This is a genomic window from Arthrobacter sp. 05L428 (genome assembly GCF_056397665.1).
Window position 1 is genome coordinate 797037 of sequence record NZ_JBFTNW010000001.1, and the last position, 15220, is coordinate 812256.

The 15220-nt window shown below is 69.7% G+C and carries 11 protein-coding genes; 5 read left to right on the forward strand and 6 right to left on the reverse strand.

The annotated features are described in order from the left end of the window. Positions 1–44 precede the first annotated feature (44 nt). From AC1DH3_RS03770 to AC1DH3_RS03785, 4 genes are all read left to right on the forward strand, one after another. Entirely contained in the window at positions 45–998 is a 954-nt protein-coding gene (locus tag AC1DH3_RS03770; protein WP_476908598.1) for an MIP/aquaporin family protein, read from the forward strand. A 65-nt stretch (positions 999–1063) separates the two neighbouring features. Next, positions 1064–2266 carry an exonuclease SbcCD subunit D gene (locus tag AC1DH3_RS03775; RefSeq protein ID WP_441417386.1) on the forward strand — a complete coding sequence of 401 codons (1203 nt, stop codon included), beginning with the start codon at positions 1064–1066 and terminating at the stop codon, positions 2264–2266. Continuing rightward, complete coding sequence (locus AC1DH3_RS03780; RefSeq protein ID WP_476908599.1) at positions 2263–5331, forward strand: AAA family ATPase; 3069 nt, start codon at positions 2263–2265, stop codon at positions 5329–5331. Before AC1DH3_RS03775 ends, AC1DH3_RS03780 begins: the two co-directional genes overlap by 4 nt. Before the next feature lie 89 nt (positions 5332–5420). Next, positions 5421–6746 carry an MFS transporter gene (locus AC1DH3_RS03785; protein ID WP_476908600.1) on the forward strand — a complete coding sequence of 442 codons (1326 nt, stop codon included), beginning with the start codon at positions 5421–5423 and terminating at the stop codon, positions 6744–6746. Between the two features lie 70 nt (positions 6747–6816). Here the strand turns inward: AC1DH3_RS03785 and hpaD are convergent, their stop codons facing one another. From hpaD to AC1DH3_RS03815, 6 genes are all read right to left on the reverse strand, one after another. Continuing rightward, entirely contained in the window at positions 6817–7890 is a 1074-nt protein-coding gene (gene hpaD / locus AC1DH3_RS03790) for a 3,4-dihydroxyphenylacetate 2,3-dioxygenase (protein WP_476908601.1), read from the reverse strand. A gap of 60 nt (positions 7891–7950) precedes the next feature. Beyond that, a complete protein-coding gene (hpaE, locus tag AC1DH3_RS03795) occupies positions 7951–9453 on the reverse strand; it encodes a 5-carboxymethyl-2-hydroxymuconate semialdehyde dehydrogenase (RefSeq protein WP_476908602.1) in 1503 nt (500 codons plus the stop codon). A 41-nt stretch (positions 9454–9494) separates the two neighbouring features. After that, positions 9495–10439, reverse strand: coding sequence for a 4-hydroxy-tetrahydrodipicolinate synthase (gene dapA / locus AC1DH3_RS03800; RefSeq protein ID WP_476908603.1), 945 nt, complete (start codon positions 10437–10439; stop codon positions 9495–9497). A 52-nt stretch (positions 10440–10491) separates the two neighbouring features. Then, positions 10492–11178: a GntR family transcriptional regulator gene (locus AC1DH3_RS03805; protein WP_476908604.1), complete on the reverse strand. Its 687-nt coding sequence runs from the start codon at positions 11176–11178 to the stop codon at positions 10492–10494. Then, positions 11175–12671 (reverse strand): fumarylacetoacetate hydrolase family protein, encoded by a 1497-nt coding sequence (locus AC1DH3_RS03810; protein ID WP_476908605.1) that lies wholly within the window; start codon positions 12669–12671, stop codon positions 11175–11177. The genes AC1DH3_RS03805 and AC1DH3_RS03810 overlap by 4 nt, the downstream gene beginning before the upstream one ends. A gap of 88 nt (positions 12672–12759) precedes the next feature. Continuing rightward, positions 12760–13476, reverse strand: coding sequence for an IclR family transcriptional regulator (locus tag AC1DH3_RS03815; protein WP_476908606.1), 717 nt, complete (start codon positions 13474–13476; stop codon positions 12760–12762). Between the two features lie 352 nt (positions 13477–13828). Here AC1DH3_RS03815 and AC1DH3_RS03820 point away from each other — a divergent pair, with 352 nt between their 5' ends. Next, complete coding sequence (locus AC1DH3_RS03820) at positions 13829–15163, forward strand: MFS transporter (protein ID WP_441417395.1); 1335 nt, start codon at positions 13829–13831, stop codon at positions 15161–15163. The last annotated feature ends 57 nt before the right edge of the window (positions 15164–15220 follow it).

Consider the following 15220-nt stretch of genomic DNA (forward strand, 5'->3'; position numbering starts at 1 on the left):
GACTCCAAGCAGACCATGACCCCCAGCCAAAGGATTTCCGCGCCATGACCAAGCCAGTGCACGCCTCCGAGCCGGACGTCGCCCAGCCGGCCCTCGTACCCGATGACCGACAGCCGGGCCTCATCGCCCGGCTGTCCGCCGAGGCACTGGGGACCCTGTTCGTCGTGGTGGTGGGCCTGGGCGTGCCGCTGTTCGCCGTTCCTCAGTACAACCCGATGTCCGCCTCGCTGGCGGCGGGTCTGGCCCTCACGGCGGCCATGCTGGCCTTCGGCTACCTGTCCGGCGGCCATTTCAACCCCGCGGTCACGGTGGGTAACGCGATCGCCGGCCGGATCAGGCCGCTCGACGCCGCGGCCTACCTTGGCGCGCAGCTGGTGGGCGCCGTGCTCGGGGCGCTGACGCTGTTCGGCGTGCTGCGCACGGTTCCCAAACTCAACGGCACGCAGACGGCCTTCGACACGGTCGCGGCGGGTTTTGACAGCCGCTCGGTCATCCAGGCTCCGATGGCCGGTGTACTGCTGCTCGAGGTGCTCGGTGCCGCCCTGCTGGTGGCGGTCTATCTCGGCACCACCGCGGGACGCAACCCGGCAAAGGCCGCTGCGCCTTTCGCCGTCGGCCTGAGCATGGCCGTGCTGCTGCAGCTGGGCCAGAGCATCGGGAACGCCCCTTTCAACCCGGCGCGTGCCACGGCTTCCGCGCTCTTCAGCAGCCCGGACGCCCTGGGCCAGCTGTGGCTCTTCTGGGTGGCCCCGCTGGTCGGCGCCGCGGTTGCCGGGCTGGTGTTCCGGGGGTTCGCGAGCACCTCGGTGCGGGCCGGCGCGGTTTCCGGCGGCCCGGAGCGGACCAGCGGGTATGCCGACGTCGACGACGACAGTCTTGACGAGCCCGGCGAGCCCAACAACGCGGCCGACGCGGGGGACGCCGTACCGGCAGCGCCGGCGACTTCCGCGACGTCCGCGGATGAGGCCCGCGACTTCTTCGACAAGCGCACCCTGTAACGTCTGTCACCCCTGGCGCCGGGCCGGTGCGCAATAGTGTCGGTGGCAGCCGATAGCGTAGTGGCATGCGGTTATTGCACACCTCGGACTGGCACCTGGGCCGGTCGTTCCACGGCGTCGGGATGCTTGACGCCCAGCGCGCCTTTATCGACCAACTCGTCGGCGTCGTCCGCGAAGAGTCGGTCGACGTCGTCCTCATCGCGGGTGATGTGTACGACCGTGCGCTGCCCGGCGTCGACGTCGTGGGCCTGCTCGACGACGCACTGGTGCGGCTCAGCGGCGCCGGGGCGAAGGTGGTTTTGACCAGCGGCAACCACGACTCGGCCATCCGGCTCGGCTTTGCCTCCCGCCTGCTCGAACGCGGGGGAGTGCACCTGCGCACCCGGCTTGCCGAGCTGGACACCCCGCTGCTGCTCCCGCTCTCGAACGACGCCGGGGCGAATGGCGCCGGCGCGGACGAGGACAACGGGGCGGTGCTGGCGATCTACGGCATCCCCTGGCTGGAGCCGCGGCTGGTCGCCGCGCAACTGGGCGTCGAGACCGCCAGCCACTTCGAGGTGACCCGCGCCGCCACCGGGCTGGTCCGCGCCGACATCGCGGCCCGGTCCAAGACCCGGACCGTCCATTCGGTGGTGCTCGCCCACACCTTCGCCAGCGGCGGCATCAGCTCCGACAGTGAACGGGACCTGAGCATCGGCGGGGTCGGCGCGGTGCCGCTGGACCTCTTCGACGGCTTCAGCTACACCGCGCTGGGCCACCTGCACGGCCGGCAGTCACTCTCGTCCGCGGTCCGCTATTCGGGCTCACCGCTGGCCTACTCGTTCTCCGAAGCGAAGCACCAGAAGGGCGGCTGGCTGATCGACGTCGACGCCACCGGCGTCACCGCCGTCACGGAAGTCCTGTGGGAAGCGCCCCGCCGCCTCGCCACGTTGCGCGGCAAACTGGACGAGCTGCTCACCGACGAGGCGTTCGCCTGGGCCGAAGGCGCCTACTGCCAGATCACGCTGACCGACGCGCAGCGCCCGAACCAGGCCATGGAACGGCTGCGGGCGCGTTTTCCCGACACCCTCGTCCTGGGCTTCGACCCCGAGGGCGCCGAAGCCTCGGCCAAGACCAGCTACAGCAGCCGGCTGGCCCAGGCCGGGGACGACCTCTCGATCTGCTGCGGGTTCCTGGAACATGTCCGCGGCCGCGCCGCCGACGAGGCCGAGTCCGGAGTCCTGGCCGAAGCCCTCGAAGCCGTCCGACTGGAAGGGGTTTCCCGGTGAGGATCCACCGCCTGGAAATTTCCGCGTTCGGCCCCTTCGCCGGCACGGAGCACATCGACTTCGACCGGCTCAGCACGCACGGTCTCTTCCTGCTCAACGGCGCCACCGGCGCGGGAAAGACCAGCGTCCTGGACGCCATCTGCTTTGCCCTCTACGGCTCCGTGCCCGGCGCCCGGCAGGAGGGCAAGCGGCTGCGCAGCGACCACGCGGACCCCGCCGCCGAGCCGCGCGTCACCTGCGAGTTCTCGGCCCAGGGCAGGCACTTCGAAGTTTCCCGGACGCCCGCCTGGAACAAGCCCAGCGCCCGGGGCAAGAACGGGTTCACCGAGCAGAAGGCCAACACCCTGCTGCGGGAACGGATCGACGGCGAGTGGCTGGAAAAGTCCGGCCGCAACGACGAGGCAGGTGCGGAAATCACCGCACTGCTGGGCATGGACCGGGAGCAGTTCACCCGGGTGGTGATGCTGCCCCAGGGCGACTTCGCTGCCTTCCTGCGCTCCAAGGCCTCCGACCGGCTGGTGCTGCTCCAAAGCCTCTTCGGCACCCAGCGCTTCGAAGCGGTGGAACAGGAACTGGGGCGGCGCGCCGCCGCGGCCCGCACCGAAGTGGAAAGCCTCAACAACAAGCTCGAACTGCTGCTGGCCCAGGCCGAAGCGGAAACCGCGGGCCTGGGCGTCGAGCTGGACGGGGCACCCCGCCGCGACGACGCCGACCAGCTGCTGGCCTGGCTTGAGGCCAGCGCCGGCTCGGCCGCCGGGGAACGCCAGGCCGCCGCGGTCGAGTCCGAGCGGGTCGGCGCCGAGTTGGCCGCCCTTCTCGAGGGCACGGCGGCGCGCGCCGCGCGGCAGGCAAAACTTGCGGCGGCCGAGCGCCGCCGCGCCGCCGCCGAAGCGGCAGTCCCGGAGCTGCGGAAGAAGACCGCATTACTGGAACAGCACCGGAAAGCCGAAGTGCTTGGCGGCCAGCTGCAGGCGGTAGACAGTGCCGAGATGGCCGAGGAACGCGCGGCCGCGGCCGCCGCCGGCGCGGCTGCGGAACTGCGGGCCGCGGCGCTCACCGACCCGGAGCTGGCCGCGCTGCCTGCCGCGCCTCCGGGTTCCGACGGACCGGCCGGCGAGCCGCTTCTCGAAGGATCAGTGCTGCGGAGCGAGCTCGGCCGGCTGCGCTCCCTCCGTGCCGTCCTGGAGGAACGGCTGCCGGACGAGGACCGTCTTGCCGTCCTGATCGGCCGCCGCGCCGAACTGCAGCTCACCCTGGACGGACTGCACACGGCCAGCCGATCCGGCGCCGCAACCCTCGACGCCCTGCGCGCCGAAACCGCCGAACTCCTTGCCGCTCTGGCTCCGCTCGAAGAACTTGCCGCCGAAGTCCAGTTGCGCACCAAGGAAGCCGCCGCCGCGGAAGAGCTGGTCGCCATCGTGGCCCGCCACGCTTCCGCCGCGGAGAACTGCGCACGGATCACCGACCGCCACCGCGTGGCCCGCGACAGCCACCAGGACCGCCGGCAGCGCTGGCTGGACCTCCGGGAGGAGCGGCTCGCCAATGCCGCCGCGGAACTCGCGGCCCAGCTGCTCCCGGACCAGCCGTGCCCGGTCTGCGGCAGCGCCGAGCACCCCGCCCCCGCTCCGGCCGCGGCGTCCGCGCTGGCCATCGCCGAGGCTGAAAAGACCGCGCAGGAGGACGCCGAGGCGGCCGAGGCTGTGCTGTCGGCGCTGGAGCGTGAACTCGGCGAAGCCCAGCAGGACCTCGCCGTGCTGGCAGCCCAGGGCGGCGACACCGAGCCTGACGTGGCCCGCAGAGAGGCCACACTGGCGAAAGAGCGGTCGGCCGAAGCCACCCGCGCCGCCGCAGAGCTGGCGGCCAACCGGGCCCGGCGTTCGGAGCTGGACGAGGAGATCCTGGCCGCGGAACAGGCCCGGACGGCGGCCGCTTCCGGGATCGCCCAGACCGAATCCACCATCAGCGAGGTCCTCGGACAGGTCGAGGGCCTTGAGGCCGCCTTGGCGGGCCTGCGCGCCGGGCACGCGAGCCTCGGCAAGCGCCTCGTCTCCGTTCGCGAAACGACGGCCCTGCTCGAACGCGCCGACGCGGCCGCCGGCAGCCTTGAACAGGCCCGCGCGCGGACCACCGATGCGCGTGCCCAGCTTGAGCGGGCCCTCCCGGACGCCGGCTTCGAGTCGGCGGACGCGGCCCGATCGGTGCTCCTGCCGGCACCGGATGCGGCCGGGTTGGAAGCCGCCGTCCGTGCCGGGCAGGACGAAGCCGCCCGGCTTACGGAACTCTTTGCCGGTGAGGAACTCGCCTTGGCCGCCCGGGAGCTGGCCGCGGACGGCCCCGTGGACGGCGCCGTTCTCGATCAGCTCCGGGCCGAGTGTGCGTCGGCGGAACGCAAGGCCCGGGAGGCTGTACTGGCCTCCGGGCTCGCCGGGAAGTCGGTGCAGACCCTGGGCCGGATCTCCGCCGAGTATGCAGAGCACGCGGCTGCCGGCCGGGAGCCCCGGGAACGGGCAGCGCTGTGGACCGCCGTCGCCGAGGCGGCCCGCGGCGGCGGAGACAACAACTACCGGATGAGCCTGAACAGCTACGTGCTCGCGGCCAGGTTGGAACAGGTGGCGGCTGCGGCCTCGGAGCGGCTGATCGGCATGAGCGACGGCCGCTACACCCTGCAACACACCGACGCCAAGGCAGCCCGCGGGCAAAAATCCGGGCTGGGCCTCGAAGTCGTGGACCAGTGGACCGGCCAGCGCCGCGACACCGCCACGCTCTCCGGGGGCGAGTCCTTTATGGCGTCGCTCGCCCTGGCCCTCGGCCTCGCGGACGTGGTGCAAATGGAATCCGGCGGGGTGGACATTGAGACCCTCTTCGTGGACGAGGGCTTCGGCAGCCTCGACGAACAGTCCCTCGAACAGGTCATGGACGCGCTCGAAGGGCTCCGCGACGGCGGCCGGGTCGTGGGCCTCGTGAGCCACGTCGCGGAAATGAAGCAGCGGATCACCACCCAGCTCCAGGTGGTCAAGGGCCGGAACGGATCCACCCTGCACATCTCCGACGACACCCCGGCCTGAGGCCCGCCGGCTCGGGTATAATCGGAGGGTTACCGGGTCGCGCGCATCGGGAGGAGGGACGATGCGCACTATCGAACGAACCCGGAATCATGAACCCTTCACCGTCTTCCACGACGTCCCTTTCCGGTGCGCCCGCGGCAGCCCGCAGCGGCGGCCGCTTTGCCCGGCTGCCCCTGCTCGCCGGCCGGAGTTTCATCCCGCTTGGGCTTTTCGCCCGTCTCCCGCTGGCCATGCTGACCGTCGGCGCCCTCACCCTCGTCACTGCAGTCACCGACTCCTATGCCGTGGGCGGCGCCGCGGCCGGCGCCGTCGGCATCGGCTCGGCACTCGGGGCCCCGGTGCTGGGCGCCCTCGCCGACCGGCTGGGCCAGCGCCCCGTCCTGCTCTTCTCCGCCGTCTTCAACGCGGTCGCCGTGACCGCCCTGATCCTCGCCGCATACCTGGTCCCGGGCGGCCGGGAGCTGGCCGCCGCCGTGCCGGTGCTTGCCGCGGCTTTCGTGGCGGGCGCCAGCTGCCCGCAGGTCGGCCCGCTGGCACGGGTCCGCTGGATGGCGCTGAGCTCCCGCGGCGGCGGACACGCGGAAGACCTGGACACGGCCCTGTCCTATGAGAGCACGGCCGACGAGCTGACCTTTGTGCTGGGCCCGGCGCTGGTGGGCATCCTCGCCAGCCTCCTCAGCCCCTGGTTGCCGCTCGCGCTGGCCGCCGCGCTCACCCTCACCCTGGTTCCCGCGTTCGCCGTGCACCCGACGCACCGCGCGGTGCCGCGCACCCCGGCCCGGAGCCGCGCGGCCTCGGCCGCCGCACGACAACAACGGAGAGCCCTCACCACCGGGCAGCGCGCGGCAACCTTCGCCGCCGTCGGGCTGCCGGTCCTGGCCATGGTCTGCATGGGCACCTTCTTCGGCTCGACCCAGACCTCCCTCAGTTCCTTCTCGGCGAGCTTCGCCACGTCCGAGCTGGCCGGACTGCTCTACGCGGTGATGGGCCTGAGCTCCGCCGCCGCGGCGCTCTCCGTGGCGTACTGGCCGCGGCGTTTCAGCGTCAACGCCCGCTGGCTGGCCTGCGCGGCGCTGATGACCGGGCTCGCGGCCCTGTTGCTCCTGCCCTCGACGGCGCTGCCGATGATCCTGGTGCTGCTGGTCCTGGGCCTGCCGGTGGGTCCGCTGATGGTCACCGTGTTCGCGATCGGCGGCGTCGTGGCCCCGGAGGGGAAACTTGGCACGGTGATGACGGCGCTGGCCAGCGGCATTGTCGCCGGGACAGCGCTGGGCTCGTCCATCGCCGGCCAGCTGGCACAGAACTCCGGCTATTCGGCCGCGTTCCTCGTTCCGGTCTGCGCCGCGGCGGCGCTGTTCCTGCTCGGCGCGGCAGCCGCCGTCGTCCTCCAGCGCCGAAACCGGGCGGCCGCATAACCCCAGCTGACTCGCAGTTGTTGTCGTTTTGCGGGCTGAAACGACAACGACTGCGAGTCAGTTAGGTGATCTAGAGCTGGGAGCCGAGTTTGAAGCCGCGCTCCTCGCCTGGTTCACGGGTGTAGGCGAAACCGTCGGCGCCGACGGTGACGGCCATTTCGCTGCTGTCGGTGCGGATCACGAGCGGCTGCGGCTTGCCGTCGAGGTCCAGGACCAGGGAGGCCTCGGTGTACCAGCTCGGGACCACGGGGTTGCCCCACCAGTCGCGGCGCTGGTTGTCGTGCACGTCCCAGGTCACCGTGGGGTTGTCCGGATCGCCGGTGTAGTAGTCCTGGGTGTAGATCTCCACGCGGTGGCCGTCGGGGTCCAGGATGTAGAGGTAGAAGGCGTTGGACACGCCGTGCCGCCCGGGTCCACGCTCGATCCGGTCCGAGATCCGCAGCGCGCCCATCTTGTCGCAGATCTGGATGATGTTGTGCTTCTCGTGGGTGGAGAAGGCGATGTGGTGCATCCGCGGCCCGTCGCCGCCGGTGAGGGCGGTGTCGTGCACGGTCTGCTTGCGGTGCATCCAGGCCGCGTAGGTGACGCCGTCGGAGTCCTTGATGTCCTCGGAGACCCGGAAGCCCAGGTCCTCCAGGTACTTCCGGCCGCGCGGGACGTCGGGGGTGACCTGGTTGAAGTGGTCCAGCCGGACCAGTTCGCCGGCGCTGTAGAGGTCGTAGCGCTGGGTGAGGCGTTCCACGTGCTCCACCTCGTAGAAGAACTCATAGGGGAAGCCCAGCGGGTCCTCCACCCGGACCGCGTCGCCGATCCCGCGGGCGAAGCCGTCCTTGCGGCGTTCCGTGCGGCAGCCCATTTCGGCAAAGTAGGCCTCGGCCTTGTCCACATCTTCGGGGGTGCGGACCCGGTAGGCGAATGCGGCGGCTGCGGCCACGGGGCCCTTGCGCAGCACCAGGTTGTGGTGGATGAACTCCTCGAAGGAACGCAGGTAGATCGCGTCCTCGTCCTCATAGGTGACGTGCAGGCCCAGCAGGTCCACGTAGAACGCCCGGGATTTTTCCAGGTCGGTGACCACGAGGTCCATGTAGGCGCAGCGGACAATGTCCGGCGCGGGGACCGTGGGGGTGATGATGTCGTTGGCCATGATGTGACTCCTCTTTGAGCTGGCGGGTGCGGTGGCGGGTGGCAGACGGGCGGTGGGCCGTCAGCGGGCCGTGGCACCAAACTTCGGGGTGTGGACGCTGCCCAGGGTGATGTGGACGGCCTGCTGGTCGGTGTAGAAATCGATGGAGCGGTAGCCGCCCTCGTGGCCCAGGCCGGAGGCCTTGACGCCGCCGAAGGGGGTGCGCAGGTCCCGGACGTTGTGGCTGTTGAGCCAGACCATGCCGGCCTCCAGGTTCTGCGAGAAGTTGTGCGCCCGGGTCAGGTCGTTGGTCCAGACGTAGCCGGCCAGCCCGTACTTCGTGTTGTTCGCCAGGGCCAGCGCCTCGGCGTCGTCCTCGAACGGGGTGATTGCCACGACCGGGCCGAAGATCTCCTCCTGGAAGATCCTGGCGTCCGCGGCGACGTCGGCGAACACCGTCGGGGCAATGTAGTTGCCGGTCGGAAGTCCCTCCGGACGCCCGCCGCCGGCCAGCAGCCGGCCCTCGGACTTGCCGATTTCCACGTACCGGGCGACCTTCTCGTAGTGCTCCGGGTGCACCAGCGCGCCGACCTCGGTTTTCGGGTCGTGCGGGTCACCGACCACGATGTTCTTCGCGCGGGCGGCGTACTTCTCGCAGAACTCCTCGTAGATGCCGCGCTGGACCAGGATCCGGGAGCCGGCCGTGCAGCGCTCGCCGTTGAGCGAGAAGACGCCGAAGAGGGTGGAGTCGATCGCGGCGTCGAGGTCGGCGTCGTCGAAGATGATCGCCGGGCTCTTGCCGCCGAGTTCCATCGACAGGCCCTTGAGGTTCTCCGCGGCGTTGCGGAAGATCGTCTTGCCGGTGGTGGTTTCGCCGGTAAAGGAAATCAGCGGCACGTCCGGGTGCTTGACCAGGGCGTCGCCGGCTTCTTCGCCGAGGCCGTTGACCAGGTTGAAGACGCCGTCGGGCAGGCCTGCGTCCTTGAAGATCTTTGCCCAGAGGGAGGCGGAGAGCGGTGTGAATTCGGCCGGCTTGAGCACCACGCAGTTGCCGGTGGCCAGCGCCGGTGCGAGCTTCCAGGACTCGAGCATGAACGGCGTGTTCCACGGCGTGATCAGGCCGGCGACGCCGATCGGCTTGCGGTTGACGTAGTTGATCTGCGCGCCGGGGACCTTCATGGCGTCGTCGAACTGGGCCACGATCAGGTCGGCGAAGAAGCGGAAGTTCTCTGCGGCCCGCAGCGCCTGGCCCTTGGCCTGGGTGATCGGCAGGCCGGTGTCGAAGGTCTCCAGCTGCGCCAGCCGGGTCTCCTGGGCCTCGACGGCGTCGGCGACCTTGTTCAGGACGCGGGCGCGTTCGCGCGGCTTCATCCGGGGCCAGGGACCCTGGGTGAAGGCCGTGCGGGCGGCGGCGACGGCGAGGTCGACGTCCTCCTTTTGCCCGGCGGCCGCGGTGGCGTAGGTTTCGTTCGACACCGGGTCCAGGACATCGAAGGTCTTGCCGCTGACGGAGTCGACGAACTCGCCGTTGATGTAGTGCTGGATGCGGGTGGGCAAATCGTCCGGGATGTAGTGCTCAGCCATGGGTCAATCCTTTGCTTCGGCGTTGAAGTGGTGGGGAGGTGTTATTTGGTGATCCGGAAGCCGTCCACCGGGGTGAGGTAGTCCCGGCCGGCCTCCATCAGTTCGGTGATTTTCTTCAGCCCGGCGTCGGTGGGCGTGATCAGCGGCGGGCGGACGTAGTCGGAGGAGATCAGCCCCGCCTCGGCCATCAGCCACTTGCTGGGCGCCGGGTTGGTCTCGACGAACAACAGGTCCACGAGCGGGTGGACGCCGTAGTGGATCTTCCGGGCGGTCTCGAAGTCACCCTCGACCCAGGCCTTGTACATGTCCGCGGAGGCCTTCGGGGCGATGTTTGCCAGCGCCGAGATGAAACCGACGCCGCCGATCGCCATCAGCGGCAGGCACAGCAGTTCGATGCCGGACCAGACCAGCAGGTCCTTGCCGGCCAGGTGCATGACACGGGAGAAGTGCTCGAAGTCCTTCGTGGTCTCCTTGATCCCGACGATGTTGTCGAAGTCACGGAACAGCCGCGCCACGGTTTCGGGGGCCATGTCCACCGCGGTGCGGGACGGCACGTTGTAGATCACGAACGGCATCTGCGGGAACTCGGTGGCGATCGTGGCGTACCAGCGGTAGAGGGCCTCCTGCGTGGGCCGGGAGTAGTAGGGCGTGATGATCATCGACGCGTCCGCGCCGGCGTCGACGGCGGCCTGGGTCAGCTCCAGCGTCTCCTGCAGTTTTGCGGTGCCGGTGCCGGCCATGAACGGCACGCGGTCGCCGATCGCCTCGGCGGTGGCGCGGATGGCGGTGGCGCGTTCCTCGACGGACTGGGCGCTGGGCTCGCCTGTGGACCCGCCGATCGTGATGCCGGAGGATCCGCTGGCGATCTGCCACTGGACCATGTTCCGCAGGCTGTCGTGGTCGACATCGCCGGACGCCGTGAACGGGGTGAACATCGCGGCGAGGGAGCCTTTGAGGTGCTGCTGGGGATCGGAACGGAACTTCATTGTTTTTTCCTTATCGTTCGGGGGAGGGGCGGCCGGGGCCGGCCCGCTGGGGTCAGGGGGACGGAGCCCGGTGGGCGAGGTAGGCATCGAGGGTGGCGGCGCGGTGCGCGCGGGCCGCGCGTTCGACGTCGTCCGCCGGGGCGCCCGCCTCCAGCAGCCGCAGCAGTGACTCGTGTTCCTCGACCGACTGCCGGGCCCGGCCGGGCACGTAGCTGAAGGTGGAGGAACGCAGCGCCTGCAGCCGGTTCCAGCCGCGGTGCACCAGGTCGAGGATGTGCGGGTTGGGGCAGTGCTCGAACAGGACGCTGTGGAAGTCGCGGTTCAGGCTGGTGAAACGGACCGGGTCGAAGTTTTCCAGGCACTCGCGCATTAGTTCGTTCACCGCGCGGGCCCGGGCGATGTCCGCGGCGGAGATCAGCGGCGCGGACAACGCCGTCGCGGCGCCTTCGACGATCCCCAGGGTCTGCATTGTGTAGAGGTATTCGGTGGGATCGATGCCGGCCACGGTGGCGCCGACGTTGCGTTCGAACACCACGAGGTTTTCCGCCTCGAGCCGGCGGATGGCTTCGCGGACCGGGACGACGCTGAAGCCCAGCTCCTCGGCGATCTTGGCCAGCACGAGCCGGTAGCCGGGGGAGTATTCGCCGCTGAGGATGCTGGCCTTGACCGCCGCGTACGCCTGCTCCGACTTGCTCGAGGTGGCGCCAGCCGGGCCGGCCGTGCTCACGGTGCTGGTCATGGCCGGGACTGCCCGCGGTCCGCGGCCCACGCCTTGTACTTTTCCTGCCACTGGGCGTTCATCGGGTACAGGCCGTCCACGCTGTGCCCGGCGGCGACCATCTCGGCGATGAACGTCTCTTCAGACTCCTGGACCAGGGCGTCGTCGGCCACTTCCTCGGCGAGTGCCGGCGGGATCACAAGGATGCCGTCCGCGTCGCCCACGATGATGTCCCCGGGCTGAACCGTGGCGCCGCCGCAGGAAATGGTGAGGTCCACGTCCCACGGGATATGGCGCCGGCCCAGGACTGCGGGGTGCGCGTTCGCGAAGAACGTGGGCATCTCCAGGGCGCCGACGGCGGTGACGTCGCGGACGCCGCCGTCGGTGATGACGGCCACGGCACCGTTGACCTGGGCGCGCAGGGCCAGGATGTCCCCGACCGTCCCGGTGCCCTTTTCGCCGCGGGCCTCCATAACGAGGATCTCGCCTTCCCGGAGCGAGTCGATGGCGCGTTTCTGGGCGTTGAAGCCGCCGCCGTGGGTCTTGAAGAGGTCCTCGCGGTTGGGCACGTAGCGCAGGGTCCGGGCCACCCCGACTACGGTGCGGTCCGGCCGGGTCGAATGCAGGCCGTCGATGCTGACGTTGTTCAGGCCGCGCTTGCGCAGCTGGGAGCTCAAGGTGGCGGTGGCGACGGACTCGAGCTTCGCCTTCAGCTCGGGGGTCAGCGCATTCTTCGGCGCGGCCGGTTCCGCCGCTGCCGTAGGTTCGGCGGCGGCGGCTGCCGGCGTGCCGTACGCCTCGGCGCGCTGGGCCTCGTCGCTGCGCGGCTGCGCGCCGTAGTCGGCGAGCGGCACGGTGCCCTGGACCGCCGTCGTCGTCAGCCGGCCGGTGGTGAGCCCCGACGCCGGGGCGTCCACCTCGACCTCCATCACGTCGCCCGGTTGGGCCACGGAGGCGCCGGCGGGCGTCCCGGTCAGGATGATGTCGCCCGGCTCCAGGGTGAGGAGCTGGGAGAGGTCCGCGACGAGCCGGGCGAAGGGGAACAGCAGCGTGCCGGTGGTGTCCTCCTGCACCAGTTCGCCGTTGAGCCAGGTGCGGATGCGGAGGCCTGCCGGGTCGACCTCGGCGGCCGGGAGGAGGCCCGGGCCCACGGGGGTGAAACCGTCCCCGCCCTTGGAACGCAGGTTGGAGCCCTTGTCCGCATAGCGCAGGTCGTAGACGCCGAGGTCGTTGGAGGCCGTGACGAAGCCGACGTGGCGCCAGGCCTCGTCCGGGGAAACGCGGCGGGCCCGGCTGCCGATCACCAGCGCCACCTCGCCCTCAAAGGCCAGGAGTTCGCAGCCGGCGGGGCGTTCGACGGTGCCGCCGGAGAGGCTCAGCGAGGAGGACGGCTTCAGGAAGTAGGAGGGCTGCTCCGGGGTGCGGCCGCGCTGGGCGGCGCGGCTCGGGTAGTTGATGTGCACCGCGATGACCTTGCCGGTGGCGGCCAGGGCGTCCTGCGAAAGCTGCTCCATCGCATCTCCTCATTGAGTATGAAATCGTATACGATACAAAACTGCCCGAACTGGACCGCCTTGTCAAGAGAGAACCCGGGCCGGGGCCTCAGGCCAGCTGCGCCTCGATCCGCGCGGCGCTCGCCGACAGGGTGGCCGCAACCTCATCCGGGTCCTGTGCGGCGCGGATGTAGACCACCGCCAGGGCGGCCGGGCGCCCGCCGGGAACCCTGACCGGCACGGCCAGCGAGGAGACGCCGGGGATGACCTCGTCATGGCTGGCCGCGAAGCCGCGGCGGCGCGCCTCGGCCGCCTCCGACCGGTAGGGGATGCCCGGGGCGAGGCGGTGCCATTCCTGCTCCGAAAGCGCCGACTGGATTGCGATGCCGGGCGCTCCGGCACTGACCGGGTGCCGGGAGCCCGGGTGCTGGACCACGGCCGCCCCCGTGTGGCGCGGATCGACGGTGACGAGGGTGACGCAGTCCTCGCGGTCCCAGACGGCCACGAAGGCGCTCATGGTCAGGGCGTTGGCCAGTTGGGTCAGCTCAGGCAGCGCGGCGGTCTGGAGATTGCGGGCGACGCCGCGGGCGAGGACGGCCAGGCCGGGGCCGGGCTGGACCCTGCCCGCGTCGTCCCGGACCAGCAGCGAGTGGTCCTCGAGGGTGCGCAGGATGCGGTAGGCGACCGAACGGTGGACACCCATGGCGTCGGCGAGCTCGGCGATGGTGAGCGGCTCCGGGGCGTCGGCCAGGATCTCCAGGGCCCGGATGCCCCGGGACAGCGTCTGGGACGGCGGGGCCTGGGTGCTGCCGGCGTTCGGGGTCATGGAGTCCATCCTAGAGGCGGGCGGGGGAGTCTTGTGTTCCGGCTCACAGTGAAGTAGCGTTCTATATGTGAACTGCTTGTTCGATTATAGAACACGCGGTGAGGGCTAACAAGCGCCTTCCCGGGCCCGCGGCCGGGAGTCGCCGGCCGACGCCGACCGGGAGTTCTGCCAGCGGGTTTCCCCGTCACTTTCCGGGGCGGCGAAGCTTTTTGGCGGAAATGTGTGCCTGATCACACATTTCATAGTAGTATCACAGTTACTAACTGACCGTTCGATCAGTAATTCTATAGGCATTTAGTTTTTCACTTGCACCCACCCGGGCAGCATCTCTGCCCCCAGCAACGGAGTTCCAATGACCGCAACTTCAACCGTCGATTCAGAGACGGGCCCCAGCAGCAAGCATGAGGAACGCAAGGTCCTCGCCGGGACGCTGGTCGGTACCACGATCGAGTGGTACGACTTCTTCATCTTCGCCCAACTGACAGCAACGCTGCTGTCCCCGCTCTTCCTCGCGCCGCTGAATGCCTCCAACCCGGGCCTGGCGCAGATCCTGTCCTTCGCCCTGATCGGCATCAGCTTCCTGTTCCGCCCGCTGGGCGCCATCGTTGCCGGCCACCTCGGCGACCGCCTGGGCCGCAAGGCCATGCTTGTCTTCACCCTGGTCATGATGGGCGCCGCGACGGCACTGATCGGCATGCTGCCGACCTACGCGCAGATCGGCGTCTGGGCCCCGATCCTCCTGATCCTGCTCCGCATCATCCAGGGCTTCTCCGCCGGCGGTGAATGGGGCGGCGCTGCCCTGATGGCCGTCGAGCACGCACCGATGAGCAAGCGCGGCCTGTTCGGCGCCTACCCGCAGATCGGCGTCCCGGTGGGCATGATCCTCGCCACCGGCCTGCTCTACTTCCTCAACACGTCGATGTCCAAGGAAGACTTCGGCAGCTGGGGCTGGCGGGTGCCGTTCCTGCTCTCGATCGTCCTGATCGTGGTCGGTTACCTCATCCGGCGCGCCGTGGCTGAGAGCCCGGTCTTCAAGGAAATGCAGGAGCGCAAGGAAGAAAGCAGGGCGCCCCTGGGCGAGCTGATCCGCAAGCACAAGAAGGCTGTCCTCTACTCGACGATGATCTTCATCGGCAACAACGCTGCCGGCTACCTGCTGATCGCCTTCTTCATCTCCTACGCCACCAAGACGCTGAAGATGCCCACCCCGCAGATCCTGCTGGCCACCACACTGGCGTCCTTCGGCTGGCTCATCTTCACCCTGGTCGGCGGCTGGCTCTCGGACAAGATTGGCCGCGTCAAGACCTTCCTGATCGGCTACGGGATCGTCTTCGCCTGGATGATCCCGATGTTCGCCCTGATCGACACCAAGGACATCGTTCTCTACGGCACGGCGCTGTTCGTCCTGACCATCGGCCTGGGCTTGTCTTACGGCCCGATGTCCGCGATGTACGCCGAGATGTTCCCGGCGAACGTACGCTACTCGGGCATCTCCATCGGCTACGCCTTCGGCGCCATCCTGGGCGGCGCCTTCGCGGCGACCATCGCCGAGGCCCTGCTGCAGGGCACGCACTGGACCGGCTCCATCGGCATCTACATCATGATCCTCTGCGTCATCTCCGCCGTCGGCGTCATCCTGGCCAAGGAAACCCGCGGCCGTCCGCTGGGCGTCAGCCGCCACCACTAGGCAGCCAAAAACAACGCGGGGTCACTTACGGCCCATCCGGAACCCCCGGATGGGCCG